The sequence below is a fragment of the Capsulimonas sp. genome (assembly GCF_039929585.1).
Lineage (GTDB): Bacteria > Armatimonadota > Armatimonadia > Armatimonadales > Capsulimonadaceae > Capsulimonas.
In genome coordinates this window covers 23,334-45,522 of the sequence record NZ_JBDSQY010000356.1, presented here as the reverse complement: position 1 = coordinate 45,522, position 22,189 = coordinate 23,334, and the positions used below count along the sequence as shown (strand labels likewise).

The 22,189-nt window shown below is 59.7% G+C and carries 19 protein-coding genes; 5 read left to right on the top strand and 14 right to left on the bottom strand.

From position 1 onward, the window contains the following. A partial coding sequence (locus tag ABIZ35_RS27570) for a DUF4965 domain-containing protein (protein ID WP_348223156.1) occupies window positions 1-2,029 on the top strand: 2,029 nt, incomplete at its 5' end. Between the two features lie 111 nt (window positions 2,030-2,140). After that, on the top strand, window positions 2,141-2,998 hold the full coding sequence (locus ABIZ35_RS27565) for an oxidoreductase (RefSeq protein WP_348223155.1): 858 nt from the start codon (window positions 2,141-2,143) through the stop codon (window positions 2,996-2,998). Between the two features lie 19 nt (window positions 2,999-3,017). Here the strand turns inward: ABIZ35_RS27565 and ABIZ35_RS27560 are convergent, their stop codons facing one another. Then, the gene (locus ABIZ35_RS27560; RefSeq protein WP_348223154.1) at window positions 3,018-4,079 is read right to left on the bottom strand and encodes a retropepsin-like aspartic protease; all 1,062 of its coding nucleotides are present in this window, start codon (window positions 4,077-4,079) and stop codon (window positions 3,018-3,020) included. A 79-nt stretch (window positions 4,080-4,158) separates the two neighbouring features. Between ABIZ35_RS27560 and ABIZ35_RS27555 the strand changes: the two genes are divergently transcribed. After that, window positions 4,159-5,055, top strand: coding sequence for a LysR substrate-binding domain-containing protein (locus ABIZ35_RS27555; protein ID WP_348223153.1), 897 nt, complete (start codon window positions 4,159-4,161; stop codon window positions 5,053-5,055). 58 nt (window positions 5,056-5,113) lie between these two features. Here ABIZ35_RS27555 and ilvD read toward each other — a convergent pair whose 3' ends face one another. The 12 genes from ilvD to ABIZ35_RS27495 form a co-directional block, all read right to left on the bottom strand. After that, window positions 5,114-6,799, bottom strand: a complete 1,686-nt coding sequence (ilvD, locus tag ABIZ35_RS27550; RefSeq protein ID WP_348223152.1) for a dihydroxy-acid dehydratase — start codon at window positions 6,797-6,799, stop codon at window positions 5,114-5,116. A 124-nt stretch (window positions 6,800-6,923) separates the two neighbouring features. After that, complete coding sequence (gene hmpA / locus ABIZ35_RS27545; protein WP_348223151.1) at window positions 6,924-8,165, bottom strand: NO-inducible flavohemoprotein; 1,242 nt, start codon at window positions 8,163-8,165, stop codon at window positions 6,924-6,926. A 13-nt stretch (window positions 8,166-8,178) separates the two neighbouring features. Further along, window positions 8,179-8,604, bottom strand: a complete 426-nt coding sequence (locus ABIZ35_RS27540; protein ID WP_348223150.1) for an Rrf2 family transcriptional regulator — start codon at window positions 8,602-8,604, stop codon at window positions 8,179-8,181. 92 nt (window positions 8,605-8,696) lie between these two features. Continuing rightward, a complete protein-coding gene (locus ABIZ35_RS27535) occupies window positions 8,697-9,611 on the bottom strand; it encodes an MBL fold metallo-hydrolase (RefSeq protein WP_348223149.1) in 915 nt (304 codons plus the stop codon). A gap of 53 nt (window positions 9,612-9,664) precedes the next feature. Further along, entirely contained in the window at window positions 9,665-10,039 is a 375-nt protein-coding gene (locus ABIZ35_RS27530) for a hypothetical protein (protein ID WP_348223148.1), read from the bottom strand. Window positions 10,040-10,067: 28 nt separating this feature from the next. Next, on the bottom strand, window positions 10,068-11,288 hold the full coding sequence (locus ABIZ35_RS27525) for a type IV pilus twitching motility protein PilT (RefSeq protein WP_348223147.1): 1,221 nt from the start codon (window positions 11,286-11,288) through the stop codon (window positions 10,068-10,070). A gap of 135 nt (window positions 11,289-11,423) precedes the next feature. Then, entirely contained in the window at window positions 11,424-12,617 is a 1,194-nt protein-coding gene (locus ABIZ35_RS27520) for a GntR family transcriptional regulator (RefSeq protein ID WP_348223146.1), read from the bottom strand. A gap of 345 nt (window positions 12,618-12,962) precedes the next feature. Then, the gene (locus ABIZ35_RS27515) at window positions 12,963-13,805 is read right to left on the bottom strand and encodes a DUF1559 domain-containing protein (RefSeq protein ID WP_348223145.1); all 843 of its coding nucleotides are present in this window, start codon (window positions 13,803-13,805) and stop codon (window positions 12,963-12,965) included. A gap of 97 nt (window positions 13,806-13,902) precedes the next feature. After that, window positions 13,903-14,127 (bottom strand): hypothetical protein, encoded by a 225-nt coding sequence (locus tag ABIZ35_RS27510; protein ID WP_348223144.1) that lies wholly within the window; start codon window positions 14,125-14,127, stop codon window positions 13,903-13,905. A gap of 72 nt (window positions 14,128-14,199) precedes the next feature. Continuing rightward, on the bottom strand, window positions 14,200-15,036 hold the full coding sequence (locus ABIZ35_RS27505) for a prepilin-type N-terminal cleavage/methylation domain-containing protein (RefSeq protein ID WP_348223143.1): 837 nt from the start codon (window positions 15,034-15,036) through the stop codon (window positions 14,200-14,202). Window positions 15,037-15,246: 210 nt separating this feature from the next. Next, window positions 15,247-16,440 (bottom strand): GntR family transcriptional regulator, encoded by a 1,194-nt coding sequence (locus ABIZ35_RS27500; protein ID WP_348223142.1) that lies wholly within the window; start codon window positions 16,438-16,440, stop codon window positions 15,247-15,249. Window positions 16,441-16,617: 177 nt separating this feature from the next. Then, the gene (locus ABIZ35_RS27495; RefSeq protein WP_348223141.1) at window positions 16,618-16,884 is read right to left on the bottom strand and encodes a hypothetical protein; all 267 of its coding nucleotides are present in this window, start codon (window positions 16,882-16,884) and stop codon (window positions 16,618-16,620) included. On the opposite strand from ABIZ35_RS27495, the gene ABIZ35_RS27490 reads away from it, so the two are divergent. Beyond that, window positions 16,877-17,173, top strand: a complete 297-nt coding sequence (locus ABIZ35_RS27490; protein ID WP_348223140.1) for an AraC family transcriptional regulator — start codon at window positions 16,877-16,879, stop codon at window positions 17,171-17,173. The two genes, ABIZ35_RS27495 and ABIZ35_RS27490, sit on opposite strands and share 8 nt — an antisense overlap. Here ABIZ35_RS27490 and ABIZ35_RS27485 read toward each other — a convergent pair. After that, the gene (locus tag ABIZ35_RS27485; protein WP_348223139.1) at window positions 17,160-18,356 is read right to left on the bottom strand and encodes a GntR family transcriptional regulator; all 1,197 of its coding nucleotides are present in this window, start codon (window positions 18,354-18,356) and stop codon (window positions 17,160-17,162) included. The two genes, ABIZ35_RS27490 and ABIZ35_RS27485, sit on opposite strands and share 14 nt — an antisense overlap. 306 nt (window positions 18,357-18,662) lie before the next feature. Here ABIZ35_RS27485 and ABIZ35_RS27480 point away from each other — a divergent pair, with 306 nt between their 5' ends. Continuing rightward, complete coding sequence (locus ABIZ35_RS27480; protein WP_348223138.1) at window positions 18,663-22,142, top strand: glycoside hydrolase family 2 TIM barrel-domain containing protein; 3,480 nt, start codon at window positions 18,663-18,665, stop codon at window positions 22,140-22,142. The last annotated feature ends 47 nt before the right edge of the window (window positions 22,143-22,189 follow it).

Genomic DNA, 22,189 nt, shown 5'->3' with positions numbered 1-22,189 from the left:
GCATGAGACATTCGGCCCGGTCACGGCGATGAGCATTGGCACCGAGAAGCAGAATATTCTGGGAATCTCCGGAGATGGCGTGACCCTGGACTGGGGCTACGCTTATCTTTCCGCTCCGACCACGCAGGCAAAGTCCGCCATCGGCGCGTCGGACACGCTGACCGGCGCCTTCGTCGAGAGCGGTGTCCTCCCGGCCAATGACGAAACGCGTAAGCCGCGCCCGGCGAACGACGCTACGCCGACCCTCGCAGTCACGTTCGACCTCGGTAATGTTGGGACGACGGCCGTCTCCCGCCATGTCACCGTCGCTTATGATGAGATTTACGCAATCAACTTCTTCCGCGAGAAACTGCGCCCGTACTGGCGTCGCAACGGCGCGACCCCTGCGACCTTGCTGCCGGCCGCCGAAAAAGATTATGACCGTCTGACCAAAGCCTGCGTCGCCTTCGATAATGAATTGATGGCCGATCTGACGAAAAGCGGCGGGGCGAAATACGCCGAAATGACTGCGCTGGCTTATCGACAGTGCTTCGCGGCGAACGGCCTCGCGGCGGACCGCAATGGACAGCCGCTCTTCTTCCCCAAGGAAAACAACAGCAACGGCGATATCTCTACCGTGGACATCCTTTTCCCCATGGGGCCGCAGTGGCTGTTCCTGAGCCCGACGCTCATGAAAGCGGCGATGGTTCCGGTGCTCAACTACGGCTCCTCCGAGCGCTGGAAGTTCCCGAACTCCCCGCATGACCTGGGAACTTACCCGATCGCGCGCGGCACCGACGACGGCGGTGAGCAGATGCCGGTCGAAGAATCGGGCAATATGATCCTGCTCTGCGACGCCATCGCGAAGTCGGACGGCAACGCGGACTTCATCACCCCTTGGTGGCCGACGATTTCCAAATGGGCCGACTACCTCGTACAGTATGGCCTCGACCCCGAAGAACAGCTCTGCACCGACGACTTCATGGGCCACCTCGCGCACAACTCGAATCTCTCGCTCAAAGCGATCCTGGCGCTGGCCGCCTATGGCGACCTGTGTAAGATGCGCGGCGACACTGCCGGCGCTGAGAAGTACGCCAAGCTCGCCAAGGACGACGCCGCGCACTGGATGAAAGTCGCGGATGACGGCGACCACTCCCGGCTCGCCTTCGACAAGCCTAACACCTGGAGCCTGAAGTATAATCTCGTCTGGGATCAAATTCTGGACCTGAACGTTTTCCCTGCCTCGGTCGCTAAGCGGGAAGTCAATTACTACAAGAAAGTCGCGCTCAAATACGGGACTGCTTTGGACTCCCGCACGAAATTGACGAAGACCGACTGGCTGTTCTGGAGCGCGACGCTTGCCGATAATCAGGCGGATTTCGAAGCGCTAATCAATCCGACCTACGACTATCTCAATACAACCGATGAGCATCTGCCGTTTGTCGACTCCTACAATGTGGATAACAGCAGCGGCGGTATTCGCTTCAACGCTCGCCCTGTGATCGGCGGCGTCTTCATCAAGGCGCTGGACGACAAGGCGCTTTGGAAGAAGTGGTCGAGCCGGGACACGATGAAAGTCGGCGGCTGGGCTCCCCTGCCGAAGGCGCCGATCGTCACCGTCGTCGCGCCGCTGCAGCAGACATGGCGCTACACCACCGACAAGCCGTCGGATGATTGGAGCAAGCCCGGCTTTGACGACTCGGGCTGGAAGCAAGGCCAGGCAGGATTCGGCAACCAGGGAGCCAACCACACCGACTGGAATAGCAACGACATCTGGATCCGCCGCACGCTGACCGTCCCGCAGGGCAACCTCAAGGACCTCCAGTTTAACGTGTTCCACGACGAGGACATCGACATCTACGTCAACGGCGTCCTCGCCGCTCAGGAAGGCAGCTACGCGACTACCGTCGTCACCCTGCCCATCCTACCAGCCGCCAAGGCCCTCCTGAAGCCCGGCGCCACCGTCACGATCGCCGCGCATTGCCACCAGACTGTCGGCGGGCAAGGTCTCGACGTCGGCCTGGCGAATGTAGTTGAACCCGCGCCGTAACCACATTGCCCGATCCTAATCTCAAAATCGCTGGGGCTCTGTGAGCCCCAGCGGTTTTTTTCTGTGTCTTCTTCCATGGGTAACGGCCAAAAACAAGAGGAGATCGAATACGTGAGCAAAGTTTACATCATCACCGGCACGAGCAGCGGCTTCGGCCGAGCGCTCGCCGAAGCCGTTTTAGATCGCGGCGATCGTGTCGTCGTGACCGCGCGCAAGCCCGAAGCCGTTGCTGACCTTGTAGAGAAATATCCCGAAACGGCGCTCGCCGTCCGACTAGACGTCACGAACGCCAGCGACCGACAGGCCGTTGTGGACGCCGCATTGGAGAAGTTTGGCCACATTGACGTCCTGGTCAACAATGCGGGCCGCGGCAGTCTGGGCGCCGCCGAGGAGTTCACTTTAGAACAGCTGCGCGACCAGATGGAAGTCAACTTCTTCGGCGCTGTCGAAATGACCCGCGCCGCGCTGCCCGCAATGCGCGCCCAGTGCTCCGGCCGCATCCTCAATCTGACGAGCATCGGCGGCCAGATTGGCTATCAGGCGTTCGCGGTCTACTGCGCGTCCAAGTTCGCCTTCGAAGGCTACTCCGAATGCCTGCGTGAAGAACTAAAGCCGTTGGGAATCCACGTCACCATCGTCGAGCCCGGCGCCTTCCGAACCGACTTCGCCGGCGACTCCAACATGCGCCCCGTCATCGAGATCGAAGACTACAAACCCGTCATCGAACCCATGCGCCAATACCTCTACGGCAACGCCGGCCAGCAGCCCGGCGACCCGCACCGCGCCGCCCTCGCTATGATCCAGGCCGTGGAAAGCGACGACCCGCCCCTGCGCCTCATCCTCGGCGCCGACGCCTACGGCCTTCTGGAGCAGAAGCGCGCCGCAGAGCAGAAAGAACTGGCGGCATGGCGGGAGATCGGGGAGGATACGGCGTTCGACGGCGCGGAGGTGCGGCCGGTTGGAGGGTAGCGCGGCGCCTCCCCTGCGCTTACTTCTTGAGCAGATAGATCTTTTTGTCCGGGTAGTCCCATACGGTCTTGTAGTGGCTCAGGAAGGCGTAACCGAGATTGATGATATTTGCTTCCGGCGCGCCCATCGGTTCGGCGGCTGGGCTGGGCTGGTTGAAGACGGGAACGGCGTCCACGAACGCTGTGATCGAATGGCCGTCGTCGCCGGTGAGATGAATGTCGTCGATCCGGCAGCGCGCCGGGCCACCCTCTCCCGATTTCTGGGAGAGGGGCTTCAGCAGCCCCTCTTGCATCATGGCTTGCTGTGTTTCCGGGTTGAGATATGCTCCTCCGAGCTGACCCGTATCGAATGCGCCCAGAAAATCGTGTGAGCCGATTTTGAGAGGAATGAGGGGGTGATTTGGGAGCTTACGCGTTTCGAACGGCAGCGTCGCCAGCACGATTTCGCCCTTCAGGAAGTCTTTCGACGCCCGTCGCGCCTCCGTCGCTTTGTAAAAGGTGATCTTGCCGCCGCCGTAGTCGAGCTTCATCAGGTAGCCGTCAAAGAACTCATATCCGATCAGTCCCATCGCGCCGGGCGTGATGTCTTTCTGCATGAACTCCAGGTTCTGACTGATGATATTTTGCGGGCTGGTGAAACTGAGTCGGTTTGCGCCTTCGCCGACCGAGACATGGTCGACGCTTGAGTGAAGATTGACCGTGAACTCCTGTCCGCTGCCGAACATACCCTTCCCCACCACTTTCCCTGGTCCCAGGTTCGTGATCAGATGATCGTTCAGGCTTAGCGCCCCCTGCCCGCCGGTGTCGAACATCAGCTTGCCGGGAATTCCATTGACCTCGGCGGAGATGTACGGAAACTCACGCACCATCGTGATGGGGAGCGTTTGAATATCGCCCTGCACATGGAAGCGGCTGCTTTTTTCCGACGCGCCGCTCTTAGTCCGGGGTGTTTTCGGGGCCGCGCCGTCTGTTTGGGCGTGAGCGCCATATTGGGCAACAAGCGCCGCCGGAAGAATTAGGATTGATGTGCTCACGATCAGGAAAGACATCTTAAAGAAACTTTTGGAGAGTTTGATGTTCATGCCCGTATTATAAAGGCAAGGTCCGAGCGCTGTCCAATACTCTTTTCTGTGATACACTGATACCTGGAGGGTATCACCCGTGGAACTGCGTCACCTGCGTTATTTTGTGGCCGTTGCCGATGAACTGAACTTCCGCCGGGCGGCGGAAAAGTTATTTATGGAGCAGCCGCCTCTCAGCCGCCAAATCCGGCAGCTTGAAGAGGAGGTCGGCCTGCCGCTTTTCGAGCGCAACCGGCGTCGCGTAACGCTCACACTCGCAGGGCAGGCGTTTCTGAAGGAAGCGCGCGCCACTCTGTCTCAGGCGGAAAAGTCAATCCAGGCGGCGCGAGCCGCCGGCCAATGGAAGGAGAAGAAGATCGGCGTAAGCAGCTGCGCTTGTCTATGCAAATATTCTTACGCATTCGATGTGGCGTTTGCGCAGGCCATGCGAACGCTGCGGGATCGAGATGCCGATCTGCGGGTAATGCTGATGGAAACACCGTACTCGGACCAGGAACGGATGGTCGCCGAAGGAAAAGCGGACGTGGCGTTCCTGCCTGCGCCGCCCGTAAATACATCGCTGATCAGCCACGAACTCCTGCGGGAAGCGTTCGTTCTCGCTTTGCCGCAGGAGCACCTTGCGGCAAAGCAGCCGGTGATCACATTGGAAATGCTTGGTCAGGAAAACCTGTTCCTATTTCCGGAACAGGTCTTTCCATCACTCCATGCCGATATTCTTACCGCATGTGGACGTGCGGGCTTTCAGCCTCGCTCTGTTCAAGCAAAGGAATCACTCGCGCAAGTGATGTGGCTGGTCGGGGCGGGGCTGGGCGTCGGCCTGGTCGGCGCGAGCTGTGCGGAGGCGCAATCGCCGGGGATCGTCCTGCGTCCGATCCAGAACTTTACTCCCAGGCTTGAGTTATCAATGGCGTGGAAGGACGGCCAGGACAACCCGATCCTGGCCGAGTTCCTCCGTCTGATGAGAGGGATGTTCTGAGGCGCCTTCCGCTTTGGATTAATCGGAGAGCAGGCGATGTCGCCTGCTCTCATTTTTCTTACTTCCACACCGGCCGCGTGATCGCGCCTTCGGAGGAGCTGGACACGGTGGCGGCGTACTTTGCCAGGACGCCGGTTTCGTAGCGGGGGGAGGGGGCGCTCCAGAGTTTGTGGCGGCGCTGCATCTCTTCGTCGCTGATGTCCACGCTGAGGGTATGGGCTTCGATATCGAGGGTGATGATGTCGCCTTCTTCGATCAGCGCGATGGGGCCGCCGTGGGCGGCTTCGGGGGCGATGTGGCCGACGCAGAGGCCGCGAGTAGCGCCGGAGAAGCGGCCGTCGGTGATCAGGGTGACATCGGCGCCGAGGCCCTGGCCCATGATGGCGGCAGTGACGCCGAGCATTTCGCGCATGCCGGGGCCGCCCTTGGGGCCTTCGTAGCGGATCACAACGACATCGCCGGGCTGGATGCGCCGGTGCGTCACGGCGTCCATTGCGTCTTCCTCACGATTGAAGATGCGGGCGGGGCCGGTGTGCAGCATCCGCTCGTAGCCGGCAACCTTGATCACGGCGCCTTCGGGCGCGAGGTTGCCGTGCAGGATGATCAGGCCGCCGTTCTTCTTGAAGGGGTGGTCCGTGGTGTGCACGACCTGCTGACCTGGTGTTTCGACGGCGAGATTGGCTTCCTCGGCGATGGTCTTGCCGGAGGGGGTGAGTGCCTCGCCATGGAATAAACCGCCTTCAAGGAGGTTCTTTGCGACCAGACGCGTGCCGCCGGCGTTGTGCAGATCGACGGCGACGTACTTGCCGCCGGGAACGAGATTGGTGATGATCGGCGTGTCGATGCTGATGTTGTTCAGATCGCCGATGGAAAGTGGGACATTCGCTTCACGCGCGATCGCCAGCAGGTGCAGGACGGCGTTGGTCGAACCTCCTGTGGCGACCGCGCCCCGGAAGGCGTTCTCAAAGGCGTTACGGTTCAAAATGTCGCTCGGCTTAACGCCTGAGTTCAGGAGTTCGACGATCGCGTGCCCGGCGAGGCGTCCGACGTCGTCGCGCTTGGGATCGACGGCGGGAACGCCGGAGCTGCCCATCAGCGATAGTCCCAGAAACTCCATGACGATCGCCATGGTGTTGGCGGTGAACTGGCCGCCGCATGCGCCCGCGCCGGGACAGGCGTGGTTTTCCAGATCGAGCAAATCTTCGTCGCTCATCTTGCCGGCGGCGTTCGCCCCGACCGCTTCGAAGACATCCTGTACCGTCACATCGCGGCCCTGGAACCGGCCGGGGGCGATGGAGCCGCCGTAGAGGATGATGCCGGGAACGTCCAGGCGCGCAAGCGCCATTGCGGCGCCGGGGGCGGTCTTGTCGCAGCCGACCAGACAGATGACGGCGTCGAACATATGCCCGCGTCCCACCAGCTCGATGGAGTCCGCGATGACTTCACGGCTGACGAGGGAGGTCTTCATGCCTTCGGTTCCCATGGTGACGCCGTCGCTGATCGCCACCGTGCAGAACTCCTGCGGCGTCGCGCCCGCCTCGCGTATCCCCTGCTTGACCTTCTCGGCGAGATGCCGCAAGTTTAAGTTGCACGGCATCGTCTCGATCCAGGTATTCGCGACGCCGATGATCGGCTTACGCAGGTCTTCATCCGAAAATCCGGTTCCCTTGAGCATGGCGCGCGCCGGCGCACGGTCGCGGCCGTCGGTGATAGTCCGACTGCGGTGTTTGGGATCGAACGTCATGGGGTTACTCCTGCAAAATGGGAACAGCCTGCGGCGTCGTGCGGCAGGCTGTGGATACTATTCGAAATTATGGGGAGGCGAGCGCCGGTTTGTCAAGGCGTCCTCTCTACTACTCTGTAGTCGATCACGCGGCGATCTCCGTCGCAAACGACGGATCGGGCGCGAACGCCTCGGTGTGACGCCGATCTATCGGAACGTTCAGGCTGTCCAGAATCCGCTCGACCGCGCCGATGAATCCGATCGAACCGCAGTAATAGAACTCGGCGGGATCTTCCGGAATATAAGACTTCAGGATGTCCGCCGTCAATAACCCGGTGTGATCGTAATGCTCGCCATGCACATCGTCCTGCCCTGGTTTTTCGTAAAGCACAGCGCTGCGGATTTGAGAGTAATCCGAGGTCAGCGCTTTGATTTCGGCGCCAAATGCGTGATTCGCTCGATCCAGTGTGGCGTGAATGAAGACGATGGGACATGTATTTGACTGCCCTGCGGCGTGATGCAGCATGCTCAGCACCGGAGTAATGCCCACGCCGCCACTGATCAGCACCAGCGGTCGATTCTCGGCGCCGTCGATCGTGAAGTCGCCGAATGGGGTCGTGACCGGAAGCGTATCGCCGACCTGGATATGATCGTGCAGGTAGTTGGAGGCGACGCCGGGGCGGATCATCAGGTTGTCCGTGGGAGCCGCTTCGCGCTTGACGCTGATTCGGTAGTATTCGCCGTTCGGCGCGCAGGAAAGGCTGTACTGCCGGATCTGCTCTCGCTCGGCGTTCGCCGCCTGGAACTTTACGCCCAGGTACTGGCCGGGACGAAACGGGGGAAGGGGAGCGCCGTCGGCCGGGACGAGATAGAATGACGTGATGGCGTCGCTTTCTTGAACCTTACGCTGAACGCGAAACGGTTTGTAGCCGCTCCACCCGCCGGGCTGCGTTTCTCCCTGTGCATAAAGGTCCGACTCTCGTCCGATCATGATATCCGCGAGCTGGCCATAGGCGGCCGCCCAGGCGTCGATGATCTCATCGGTCGCCGCTGCGCCGAGCACCGTGCGGATTGCGCTCAGAAGGTGCTTGCCGACAATGGGGTACTGCTCCGGCAGCACATGGAGGCTGGCGTGCTTGTGCGCGATCCGTTCGACCATACCGCCCAGCGATTCCAAATGATCGATATGCGCGGCGTAGCTCAGGATCGACGCCGCCAGGCTGCGCGCCTGTCCGCCGTCGCGCTGATTGGCGAGGTTGAACATATTGAGCAGCTCGGGATGCGCCGTAAACAATTCATCGTAGAATGCTTTGGTGATCGCCTCTCCGTATTCCTGTAAAACGGGAACGGTGGCGCGGACGATGGAGCGGTGTTGTTCGCTTAACATGAGGGGTTCTTTCTTATGGTGTTTTTTCGGCGACAGCGCCGAAGATCGGTTTCCGCAGCAGTGCGGCTAATGTTGTTTCACGAAAACTGTTCTCGATCATCTCCGCCGCCTGATCGAGCCGGCAGTGGAGCGCGCAAAGCTCCTGGGCATGGGCAGGGAGGTCCAGCGGGCATTTGGTGATGCGCTGGATTGGATCGACCGCCTGCACGATATCGTAAATCGTCAAATCCTCATTGCCGCGCGTGAGCGAAAATCCGCCGTGCATGCCGCGCTGAGAATGCACAAGACCTGCCTTCGCCAGATTTTGCATGACCTTCGAGAGGTAACTGGCCGGAACCTTGGTTGCCTCCGCGATCTGGGGGATCGCCTGCAAGCCGTCCCGATGCTCCGCCAGAAAGACCATGGCGCGCAGCGCATATTCGGATGTTTGTGAGATCATGTTCTTGCCTCAAACTGTTAAGTGGATAATAAGATATTTATATCTTATTGTATCATAATAATGGCGGCTTTGAAGTTTTGCTGGAAATAAATTTAGATGGGCGCCCAGGCTGGGGGATGTGAGAGCAAGTCGGAGACGATGTGGCCGGGTGGGATGACGTGGACAGGAAAGGTCAACCCAAGCCGTGATGCTTCGCTGATGACCGCTGCGTCGACTTCTTCCGAAGAATAGCGCGAGGAGAAGTGGTTGAGGATCAAGATCTCCGGCTGCACATCTTTCGCTAGCTGGAGGACATCCGGCAGAATGCTGTGCTGATTACGCCGGGGCATTCGGGGATGTTGTTTGCTTTGGGTGCGATTGCCGGAGTCTTCTTCCTTGAGAAATGTGGCCTCATGGATGAGGATCTGGCTGCCGAGCCATTGATCGGGCGCCGTCGGGCCGATATCCCCGGCGTAGGACAGCAGGACCTCCGTATGGGCTTCCATCAGCGAGTCCGATCCCTGCGCTCGGGCCAGCGCCGTGATTTCTGCTTGAGAGAGTGGAGCGTACTGAGCCTTCAATTTTTGCTTCTCACGCAGCACTCGATAGCTGACGCTCTTCACCATTTCGCTGTTTTGAATGTGATTGTTGGGGAGAGCTTCGATCCTGAGTGAGTCGCCGAGTGGGTAAGACTGCCAGGGTTCAATGGGGCTCCAGGTAATCTCGCCGCCGGATCGAGGATCAAACTGACGGCAAAACTCGCCAAAGGCGGGAAACGACGTCGCGTCGCGTGGGTAGAAGATCTGCGGCTTGCCGTCGTGCGCGTTGAGCTGCTGCAATTGCAGCAGACCTGTGAGGTGATCGCGATCGGCGTGCGTGACCGCGACCCAGTCAATCTTGCGGCTCTTGCCGAGCAGCCCCGCGCAGACTCCGTCGCCGGCATCGAGCAGTAAACGAAAATCTTCGACGAAGATCCAGGTGGAGTAAAGCGCGGTGGAGAAGGCTGTGATCGTGAGGCGGTGGCTCATGGAATGATGATACCGCTTCTCATGAGTTTCTCGATCAGGAGGATGGGCGCCGATTACGCCGTCGCTGAGAATGTTCCGCCGAGACCGGTCAGGCTGGAGAGCAGGCGGCTGCTTTGAAGGGAGTGGCTGTCGGCGACGAGAATGGCGGAGTTGCCTTTGAAATCCGCAGTGATTGAGGACATCGCCGCGCTGCTTGTCTTATTCACCGGATTGCTTATTGCTGACGCGCCTGTCAATGTCGGCAGCACTGCAATGCTGCCGACCGACTGCGTTTTCGCCGACGCGAGCACGCTTTGCAGAGTGACGCTTGCCGAGCTTCCGGAAAGGCTCGAAAGGATCTGGCTTTGCTTGTTCGCGTGGGCGATCGCATTCCCGACGAATGGATTTTTCGCCGCCATGGATGCAATGGTGTCGTTAATAGATGTCATGACGTGTCCTTAATCTTCATCTCTATGGTTATCGTCCGAAGAACCCGTTGCCCTGGAGCGGTTTGAGGTCACCCAGGTCGTCATCATCGGAGAGCGGCCGGATCGGCGTGTGGGTTACGGGCGGCGCGGCTTCCGTCAGTGTCAGTTTGGGCGGTTCCGGCGCGAACGAGGGAACATGAGCCGGCTCGGCGGCGAGCGTCGGCAGTCGGAGCGTGGCGATCAGTTCAGGCGGCATGCCTTTCGCGATCGCGGCGGCGGGCGTGATCTTTCCGGCAAGCAGCAGTTCTTGCAGGGCCTGTCCCAGTGTCTGCATGCCGATATTGGTGTTGGTCTCGATGACTGACGGCAATTGGAATGTCTTGCCCTCACGGATCAGATTTTTGACGGCGGCGGTGCTGGTCATGATCTCCAGCGCCGCGATGCGCCCGCCCCCGACCTTCGGCAGCAGCGACTGCGCGATGACGCCCTGGATCGATTCGGCGAGCTGTGTGCGGATCTGCGACTGCTGGTGCGGCGGGAAGACATCGATGATGCGATCCACGGTCTGGGCGGCGCTCGATGTGTGGAGCGTGCCGAATACCAAATGTCCTGTTTCGGCGGCGGAGACGGCGAGTGAGATCGTTTCCAGGTCGCGCATTTCGCCGACGAGGATTACGTCCGGGTCTTCACGAAGCGCGGCGCGCAGAGCGCTGGCGAACGTTTCGGTGTGCACCCGCACCTCGCGCTGATTGACCAGGCATTTCTTATGCGGATGGACGAACTCGATGGGATCTTCCACCGTGAGAATATGAGCGGAGCGCTCCCGATTGATCATATCGACCATCGCGGCGAGCGTCGTCGACTTTCCAGATCCGGTCGCTCCCGTCACGAGCACCAGCCCCTTTTCCTGGCGGGCCAGCTCCCGGACGATGGGCGGCAGTCCTAAATCTTCGATTGTCTTGATCTCAGTGGGGATAACGCGAAAGACCGCGCTTTCGCCGCGACGTCCAACAAAGTAGTTCGCCCGAAACCGCGCGACATTGGGGATTTCGATACTGAAGTCCAGATCGTGCTTTTCCTCGAACTTATTCTGCTGTTCTCCGGTGAGAATGCTCAAAAGCATGGCGCGCAGAACATCGCGCGTCATGTCGGGGTAAGGCAGGCGCTCCATTTCGCCATGTAGACGAAACGCCGGCGGCGCGCCGACCGTAAGGTGCAGGTCCGACGCCTTATGCGCGACCGTGGTTTTCAAAAGCTCTTCGAGATCCATAATTCTCCCGCAGGTCCCTTCGAATCGAAAGACAGATATTTACATATCGGCCAATTGATTGAGAAGAGACACTGAGGGAATTGCTGGGATTGGGGAGGGAGTATAAGATAGCTATCCTCTAAGTGTCAGATATACTTACTCCGTCACACTGCTGGCGCGGATGATGAGTTCAGCGGGGAGTTCGATGGTGGCGGGGGCGGCGCTGCGGTCTTTGAGGCGGCGCAGGAGGAGTTCGACGGCGCTTTTGCCGATTTCTTCGTAGGGCTGGGCCATGGTGGTGAGGCCGGCGCCGTTGGGCAGAAGCTGCACGATATCGTCGAAGCCAGTCAGCGCGACGTCTTCCGGGATGGCGAGGCCGCTGTCGAGCAGGTAGCCCGCAAGGCTGCCGGCGGCGTAGTCGTTGACGCAGACGACGGCGGTCGGCCGTTGGTCTTTCGGCAGGCCGAACATCGTTTCCACGACCTGCCAGTCGTTCGCCGTATTGGTGCTGGTCGACGGGAGAGGAAGGATAATCTCGCTGATGCCCACAGCGCGAACGGCGTCGATATACCCCTGGATGCGCTCCTGAACGGGATGGATCGGCTCGATCTTCGTCACGTAGGCGATGCGTCGATGTCCCTGCTGGAAGAGATGCATGGTGGCGTTGTAGGTCGCTTGATGATTGTCCACGCCGACGAAATCCGTCGCGACGCCGTTGATTGTCCGGTCGAGCATAACCAGAGGCAGACGCTGGCTCGCTTCGTAGATCAGCTCGCGGTTGCTCCGATAGGCGTAAGGGTAGAAGATGACGCCGCCGAAGCCGTGCTCCATGGCGTAGCGTAAATGAGCGGCTTCCCGCTCCGCGTTTTCCGCTTCGGTCCCGATCGCGCCGCCCAGGTCCAGGAACACGGCGTGATATCCGGCCTGACCGAGCGCCTGATTGATGCCCCAGAAAATCCGCTGCTGCGCGGTGCCCGCGCGCTCCATCGGGCCGCCGCCGTGCCACATGATCAAGGCCACGAACTGAGAGGAAGCAATCCCGGAGGCAGATACCTTCGCGTCGTCGCCGCCCGTCGCCGACCCTGCGGCGGGAGCTTCCGCGACGACCGGGCGGCAGTTCGGCTGGCGGGAGATCAGGCCCTCGCGCACCAGCTCATCGATCGCCGTGCGTACGACGCGCCGCTGGACGTGCATGTCCTCCGCCAGGACGCGCTCGGTCGGCAGCCAGTCGCCCACTCCATAAAATCCGGACTGAATACGTTCTCTCAGAGTACTGGTGACGCGGCGCGACGCCCGTATTGGGGACGAAGTCTCGGGGGATGTCGTGGTGTCTGGCGTTTTGGTAGTCATAGGCATGCAAAAAATCGGAGCGCCATGATCGATAAATCCAGGGCCTGGCGCCATCGTAGTTTCTTTATTGTACCACCAAACGGCGATTGTGATAGCGATCCGCCGCCAGGACAAATTGAGAGGGATTTATGAAGTATAACACTGACAAGGACTGCTCTTGATATTTCCGTTTTGCGCCAGAACGATCCGAGTTTTTCGAAATGGACGCGCGATTGTGTCATACCCAAACTGCACGAACGCCGCCCCAGAATTTCCCTCACGACGGCGCGCAAAAAAGACTGCGCCATCGCCTTTCGGCGCGACGCAGTCGTGATGAGGATACCTTCAGAAGCTTTGAGTCTGACTCTAGAGAGCGCTGTAGGTGATGTCAAATTTACCGCCGGTGATGGCGCTGTTGTTGGAAAATCCAGTGCCGGCCGCCGTGCCTGTTTTGACATTGCCTGTGCCCGCCACGGTCGTTTGATCGTCAGTGGATTGGAGCGCGTTGTAACCGATGGAGACGCGAACCGGTCGGATGTACTTGACATGGCCGTCCGCGAGAAGCCAGTTCGCCGCGTCGGTATGACGCCCGATCTGGGCGCCGCCCGTCTGTCCCCCCGCGAACCCATACGCCAAATTTGTATTTAACGGAGATTCGATGTTTTGCACGGCGGCTCCCGGCGTACCCGGATTATTGCCATTCCACGCCAAGCCGTTGATGGCGGGGCTGTCCCATTCGTCCACCACGCTTCCGGGAACAGTAACGGTGTTGGCGTACTGGGTCGTCTCGGCGAGAAGAACGGTGCTCGCCGGAGCGTTCAGGCCGCCCAGGCTTATCGAGGCCTGTCGGAAGCCGGTTCCACCGCCTGTGAGATTCTGGTTGATGCCGTAGCTTTCGACACCGCGGCTGTTGGCGTCATCCGGGCAATGATAAAGCCCGGCGCTTTTGGTGTATGGAAAGATGTTTGTGGCCCACCCCGCGCCCGAATGGCCCTGGTTGCCGGCGGGGAAAGTTTCGTCGTTGTCCTGAACATACTGCATGATCCCAAGGCCAAGCTGCCGTTCATTGGAGGCGCAGGAAATCTGGCGGGCCTTTTCGCGCGCTTTGGCGAAGACGGGAAAGAGAATAGCCGCGAGAATCGCGATGATGGCTATGACGACGAGAAGCTCGATCAAAGTAAAGCCTGATGTGTTGGAGTTTTTCTTCATGGTAAATAACGATCCTTTTAATAATAGATGCGCCGGTCGTGAAATAAAGTGAGCGCGCGGGAATTCGATAGGAACCACGCGCTCATTTTGGATGGTATCAATGCGTGGTTTCGCCGACGACAGTCCCTGGCGCCATATTTTGCGGCGCAGCGGGGCGAGACTCTTTCTGTCCCATCTCTTGGACATGGTTGGCCATATCGAACTTTGTAGTAACGATGGGAGCCTGCGCCGCCGGATCGGTAGCATGGTAGATATACACGATGAGCGAAACAACAGCGATTGCTCCCAAAGTTCCAAATATCCATGCGGTTTTAGCGTTCACTACTGTCTTCAATCCGTTTACCTCTCGGGTCGCAGTTCGCTGAGCATTCGCTCAGCGAACTTTTGCTTGATATTAGTAATTTCTGTCCCACCAGCGTCCCCAGAGTTGCTGCAGTCGCCCGCCTTTGGTCGAAGTGTCATTATTGTTGTTTCCGCCAAAGTATACAGATTCACAGGCTCCATAGCTTGTATCACCGCCGATATACTGGCTCATATTAACCGCTTTGGCATGACCGTCTGCGTACACTGCCAACAGGTAACCTTTGTGATAATCCTTGGCGCCCTGATACACTCGGTTGTATTGCCACATGTCTGCTGCCGTGTCCTTAACATTGTTCAGGTTGGGACACGCTGAGCGCGCTCCATCAAACCAATGCATCGCCAGGAGATTGTCGCCTACTCCTCGTGGAGCGGCGCCAGTTATTCCTACTGGATCGCCTTGCACGACGAACGCCACCCGTGAAGAGGTGCTTACCATTTGATCTGGCAAGCGCACGTCCGTGGAGTAACTTTGAAAAGAAGAATATCCCCACTCATTAATGGCGAGTGTGGTGCTCCATCCCCACTGATTCGCCGGAAGGGTAGGATCATTGCTTTTTACGAATGGTATCGGGCGTTGCACGTCGAAACAAACGTTTTGCGATTTAATATAGGGCTGCAGCAGCACGGCCCATGAGTCAAAACTTGGTCCTCCTGCCTGCCAGGGGACGCTGCCTCCATCACTGTCCTGCTGATACTGCAAAGCGGCAGTTCCGACTTGCTTGAGGTTGGAAATAGTTGCGATATCACGCGCCTTAGCGCGTGCCTGTGCGAAGACAGGGAATAGGATGGCGGCAAGAATCGCGATAATAGCGATAACAACTAGCAACTCGATTAACGTAAAGCCGGATCTGATAGAATTCTTCTTCATTGTGAATATGACCTTTCGATAAATAACGTCACTCGCTAATAGAAACACGATGATGGTCTTTGGACCCACTGTGTGAAGATTGGATCCATGGGCATAGTTTAACACGTATTGGTACCAGTGTCAAGTAGTTTTTGGAGCCAAGTTGAAAAATATCTGAGAATTTATCCAATGTCCAGGGAAGCTGCGCTTCTGATGTGCGGCGCGGGGATCTTATGGGAGTTCAAGATCGGGGGTGCTGGCGCGCGGCGTCAGTCGGGCGGGCAATTCGATAAACTCGGTGGGAGCAAGCGGGTTTTTCAGGCGTCGGATCAGGATTTGCGCGGCGCTCTGGCCGATATCCTCGAAGGGCTGCGCCATGGTGGTGAGCCCGACGCCGCCGGGGAGAGTCTGGATGACATTGTCGAAACCCGTCACCGCGACATCGGCTGGGATCATAAGCCCCAGTTTCTTCAGATGCGTGGTGAGATGAACGGCGGTGTAATCGTTGAGACAGACCGCCGCCGTGGGACGTTCCCCCATGGGCAAACGAAATATCGCATCGACGACCGGCCAGGATTCCTCGGGATTGTTGTTTGAAGGGGTCGTGACGACCATCTCGGGCGCGCCGGCGGCGCGCACGGCGTCGATATATCCGCGCAGGCGCTCCTGCACGGGATGGATTGGATCGTTTTCCGTAATGTGCGCGATGCGGCGATGCCCTTGACTCAGCAAGTGCTCGGTGATTTCGAACATTGACTGGTAATTATCCACGCCGACAAAGCTGGCGTCCACACCGTTGATCGTACGGTCGAGCAGCACGAGCGGAATACGCTGGCTGACCTGCTTCACGAGGTCTCGATTGCTCCGATATGTATACGGGTAGAAGATAACGCCGCCGAACCCCTGATCCAGCGCGTAATTGAGGAGCGCCGCCTCGCGCGTCGCCATATCTTCGCTCTCGGGCCGCTGGCTCATATCCAGGAACACGGCGTGATAGCCGGCTCCGGCCAGTTCATCGTTGACGCTCCAGAAGATGCGCGCCTGCGGCGAGCTTGCCCGCTCCAAACGGCCGCCGTCATGCCAGAGAATAAGGGCGATCAGATTGGTGGCGGGCAGGGCCGAGGAGTCCCGGGTAGAGGCGACGCCGACGGCCTGGGCGGCGTCTGCGGGCTGTCCAACAACGGGGCGGCAATGGGGCTTCTGCGAGATCATCCCTTCGCGCACCAGCTCGTCGATCGCCGCGCGCACCACGCGCCGATGCACGCGCAGATCTTCGGCCAGCGTGCGTTCGGTCGGCAGGAACTCGCCCGCGCTGTAAAACCCGGTCTCGATCCGCTCGCGCAGGGCCGCGACCGCCCGCAAAGACCCGCGCGTGAGGGCGGGAGGGGCGTCGGGAAGGGAAGCGTCAAACGTCTTGATGTTCATAGTCGCAGCGCCATAAGTGTTCAGATAACCGCTGAAAACGTCGATCGTGCCGCGTATGCGGCGGATTATCTGTTATTGTACCACTTATTTCGCTCCATGTGGTGATTAGGCGCCAGGCATTAAGGGACCAAAACGAGATTGCGCCTGAAGACGCTCAGCCATTATTTCGAAAGGCGCCTAATTTTGCGAATGCATGACGATGAGGTAATTGTCCAGCGCCCAATCCTGATCGTTTGCCCACGCGTCAAAGAACTGCCCGGGATTTCCGTCAATCTCCCGAGGGTAAACATAGGCGCAGGAGGCGCGGCCGTCGGGCTGGAAGGAGCAGAGGTTATTCTGGACGATCCGTTCCGCTCGCTTCCGCGCCGAAGCATCGTGGGTCGCGAGCGCCAAATCGTGATAGGCGACGCCATGGGACAAACTGGAAAAGATGACGATGTTCATCTCCACGAATTATCGGGAAAGCGTCACGGTGGCCGATGTTGCAAAGCACGCCGGCGTTCATCCCAATTATGCGTCCTCACTCTTTCATAGCGCGTACGGCATGACGATCACCGAATATATTACGGAGCGCCGCCTCAACTACGCCTATCGGGCATTGACCGAAACCAGCAGCACAATTCTGGCCATCGCGCTCGAAGCCGGCTTCGGATCGGTGCGCCGCTTCCATCATGTCTTTCTTACGAAGTATGGCCAAACCCCGAGCAGCGCGCGAAAACCTACGGAAGATTGAGATCGGGGGTGCTGTCGCGGACGATTAGCTGGGAGGGCATTTCGACAAACTCAGTGGGGGCGAGTGGATTTTTGTGGCGGCTGAGCAGGATCTGCGCCGCCCGCTGGCCGATTTCTTCATAGGGCTGCGCGATTGTCGTGAGGCCTAGTCCACTGGGGAGCGTTTGGATGATATTGTCGAAGCCCGTCACCGCGACATCGGTGGGAACCGTAAGGCCCAGTTTCTCCAGATGCGTGGTGAGATGAACGGCGGTGTAGTCGTTGAAGCAGGCCGCCACCGTGGGACGCTCTCCCACGGGTAAGCGGAACATGGCGTCGACAATCGGCCACGGTTCATTCAGGTTATCGGTCGAGGGGATGGTGACGACCATCTCAGGCGCGCCGGCGTCGCGAACAGCGGCGATGTACCCTTGCAGGCGGTCCTGCACCGGGTGGATCGGTTCGTTCTTCGTAATATACGCGATGCGGCGATGACCCTGGGCTAGCAGGTGCGTGGTCATCTCGAACATCGCGCTGTAGTTATCGACGCCCACAAAATTGACATCCAGACCGCCGATGACCCGGTCGAGCATTACGACGGGAATACGCCGGCCGATCCGTTTCACCAGATCACGGTTGCTCCTGTAGGCGTAGGGGTAAAAAATGACGCCGCCAAAGCCGTGTTCCAGGGCGTAGTTTAGCTGGGCGGCTTCACACTCCGCCGTTTCTTCTTCCGACCCGGGCTGCCGTCCAAGATCTAAAAACACGGCGTGATAATTGGCTTCGGCGAGCTGATCGTTGACGCCCCAGAAGACGCGGGCCTGAGAGGTGCCGGCGCGCTCCAGCCGGCCGCCGCCGTGCCACATGATCAGGGCGACCAGATTGGAAGCGGGCAGCGCGCCGGCGTCACGGGTAGGAACGGCGGCTGCCGATTGCGTCTCTTCCTCCAACTGTCCAACAACGGGGCGGCAATGGGGCTTTTGCGAGATCATCCCTTCGCGCACCAGCTCGTCGATCGCCGCGCGCACCACGCGCCGATGCACGCGCAGATCCTCGGCCAGCGCGCGTTCCGTCGGCAGGAACTCGCCCGCGCTGTAGAACCCGGCCTCGATGCGGTCGCGCAGGGCCGCGACCGCCCGCAATGATCCGCGCGTAAGGGCGGGAGGGGTGTTGGGAAGGGAAGCGTCAAACGTCTTGATGTTCATAGTCGCAGCGCCGTTCACAATCGTGTATTCATGGAAGTCTCAAAGCATGCCGCAGTTGCGGCTGACTTGCCATTATTGTACCATTGATTTCTTCCCCTGCGAATCATGCCCCAGTCCCTTTCCAAGAAACACATGAGATAATGCCATTAGGTACCATTTTTGAATATTGAAATGGTACCATTAAGAAAATAATTCTTCTGATGGAACCATAAAAGGAGAAATGGTGTAGATTTATGATATCATGGTAGAAATGACCGCCGTCAGGCGCAATGGCGCGCGCTTATCTGCGCCGGCGAAAGGACAATCATGATCAGTTCTCGGATTCTTTCGATCGCCCTGCTGGGCTCCGCGACCGTGGTGGGCACGGTCGCCTTGGTCGGATCGGCGGCGCTGGTGGGCTCGGTGGCCCCAACGGGCGCGCAGGCCGCCGCTCTTCCCTTGGCGCCAACGCCGGCGCCAGGCCGGGTTGGGACGGCGCGGCTGCCGCTGCCTTTGCCGGGAACGTCTCCGCTGGCGCCGGATCGTCTTCGTGCGGAAAATCCCTGGAACCTGCCGATGAACGGCCTCTGGAAATTTCGCCTGACCCATGGCCAGATCCTGGATGGCGCGTTCGCGCGTTCTCCGGCGGAAGCCGAGGGATTTCGAGTCTCCAGCAGCGAAGGCGCCAATCCTCCGCAAAACGCCTTCGACGGCGATCCGGCAACGCGCTGGTGCGCCGCAGGCGGCGCCTTCCCGCAATGGATTCAGATCGATTTGGGCAAGGATCTGCCCGTCCGCGCCGTGAACCTGACCTGGGAGCGCGATACGGAGACCTATCGCTGCAAGGTTGAGGGCAGCGCGGACGCCAAAACCTGGACGACCCTCACGAACACCTCCACCGCCGAAGGCGCGGGCGTTGGGAATGGAGCACTGGCGATTGCGCCGCGCACGGTGCGCTACGTGCGTTTGACTATCCTCAGCGCCAGCGCGACTGGCTGGGCTTCGCTGTTTGAGATGGGCGTTCAATATCAAGACGGAAGCGGGAATCTGGTGACGTGGCGGCCTTCCAAGCCGGACATGACGGCGCCTGTTGGATCCGATAATTTCACGCATGTGGATTACGACGACAAGGGATGGGACAATGTCCAGACGCCGTCCAACTGGGAACTGGCCGGATATTCGATCCCTACTTATAACTCCGTGGACGACGCCGTTGGGCAGTATCGCCGCTGGGTGACGGTCCCGGCGTCCTGGGCGGGACGCAAAATCGTGTGGCGGTTCGACGGTGCGTTCAACGGCGCCGAGATCTTCGTCAACGGCCAAAAGGCCGGCTACCACGAAAGCGGCTACACCGCATTCGATGTCGATCTGACTGGATTGGTTCAGCCCGGCAAGCGCAATTTATTTGCTGTTCGCCTGAGTAAGACTACTCCTAGCGCCGAAGCCGAGACCGGCGACTACCAGGCTCTGGGCGGAATCTACCGGGATACTTCCCTGATCGCCGTTCCCCAAACGCATGTCTCTGATATCACTGTACGGACGCCGCTGACCAACGATTACCAGGACGCCAATCTCGAGGCCTCGGTGAGTGTTTCGGGGGCGCCGGGATCGACTATCGGCGTCTCTGGAACGCTGACCGATATTCAAGGCAAGCCTACGGGAGTACGTCTGACGGGAACTGCTCAGATCGGCGACGATGGGACGGGCGTTCTGGCGCTGTCCGCGCCTGTCCAGCGCCCCAGGCTTTGGTCGGCGGAGAAGCCCTCGCTTTACTATCTTGTGCTGGATCTGACGCAGGACGGCAAGACCGTCGAACGTGTCGAGCAGCGCTTTGGTTTCCGGCAGGTCACGATCCAGGACAATGTGGTGCTCTGGAACGGTAAGCCGATCAAGACTACGGGCATCTGCCGCCACGATTACTGGGCCGACAAGGGATTTGCGCTGACGGATAAAGAGTGGCTGAAGGATCTGTCGATGATGAAGGATGCGAACATCAACGCGGTCCGAACATCGCATTACAACCACGCCGCCCGGTTCTTAGAACTGTGCGACGAAAAGGGCATGTACATCCTCGACGAAGTTCCGTTCTGCTGGATCGACAACCGCGTCAAGGACCCGAAGTTCGCGCCGGCGCTGCTGTCGCGCGCCGAAGACACCGTCGCGCGGGACAAGAACCGGGCGTGTGTCCTCGCCTGGAGCCTGGGCAACGAAAACCCGGTCGGACCGGACACCCAGGAAGTCTTCGACCTGGTCCAGAAGCTCGATCCGACGCGTCCCGCGTTCGCCTCGGGCGCCGGTCCCTGGGATGTGAAGGGCCAGCCGCTGCGCGATACGCACTACCCAGGGCCGGACAGCTTCCAGCACTATATCGATGTCGACTCGTCCAAGGCGCCTCTGGTGGTCACCGAGCACCCGCATACGTTCTACTCACGAGAAGCGCAGGAATACGACCCCGGCATCTCCGATCTGTGGACCGAAACGCTCACCAAGACCTGGGATATTATCTGGAAGCAGCCCAAGATTCTCGGCTCATTCATCTGGGAATGGCAGAACCAGGGGATCGCGGACAAGTATCCAGATCACACCAAGGACTTCTATTTCGGCAAAGACTATTTGCGGCAGGAGAACAACAAGGGAATCGTGACTGCCTACCGTGTTCCCAAAGCCGAATTGTGGGTCGTCAAGAACGCCTATAGCCCGGTGGTCGTCGGCGCGCGCACGGTGGCTCCTGCCAGCGGCGCATGCGTCGTTCCGATCACCAACCACTACGCGTTCACGGACCTGAGTGAGATTACCTGCCGATGGACCGCGCTGCGCGGCGGCGAAACACTGCAATCGGGAACGCTCAACATCCCCTGTGCGCCGATGCAGTCGATCGACGCCAAGTTCCCCGCGCCCGCCGGCATAACCGCCCTGCATCTTCAGTTCCTGCGCTCCGACAAGTCGCTGATCACCTCCGCCCTCCTCGCCGCGCCCGGAGCGCCGTCGCCTGCCGCCCCGCCTGCGCTTGCTAGTGGCGGAACGCTGACGATCAAAGAAGCGCCGAATAAGATTACGGTGGCGAACGCACTGCAAAGCATCACGTTCGATCGTTTCACGGGAATGGCGCAGACATGGCGCGTGGGTGGGAAGGAAGTGATTTCCTCCGCTCCGATCCTCAATCTCGGAGAAAGCAAGCGCGCGCGCAGCGACGGCTTCTATGTCGCTCCGCAAGCCCCGGTGACGACCGACGCCATCGTCACGGCGGACGCTCAATCAAACGGCTCCATCAAAGTAACGTCCGTTTCCCAGGTTCTCTCCAAAGCCGGCGGCGACAAGCTCGGGAAATTGACAACGGTCTACGACATTGCGCCTAACGCGCAAATCTCCGTCGCCTGGACCCTGGATTGGACCGCGCCTGAAGCCCAGCTCTGGGAAGCGGGCCTGAGCATTCCTGTTGCGCCCGCCATGTCCCAGATGCGCTGGAGCCACGAGGCGTATTTCACCGACTATCCCAAAGGAACGCTCGGGGAGCCTATTGGCGAAAGCCGCGCCGGTGACAAACGCTTCGCCGCATCCAAGCGCGGCCTGCACTGGCTGACCCTGATGGGATCCGACGGCGCGGGCGTCGCCCTGCTGCACGCCGACACGCCGCTGGTCGGACGCGCTCTGTCATCCAAAGGCGGCGTGACGCTGCTGGCGAGCCGCGAAATCGCGGTGACCGGTCCGGACGACCTGAGCCGATCCTGGGAGAAGAACCATGAGATCGCGGTGAAGCCTGGAGCGCCGCTGACGGGCGCGTTCGTGCTGCGTGCTGTAGGGGAGTAAAGCTAAGGGCCGGGACGCTTTACGGCGTCCCGGCTCAAGTGGAGAAC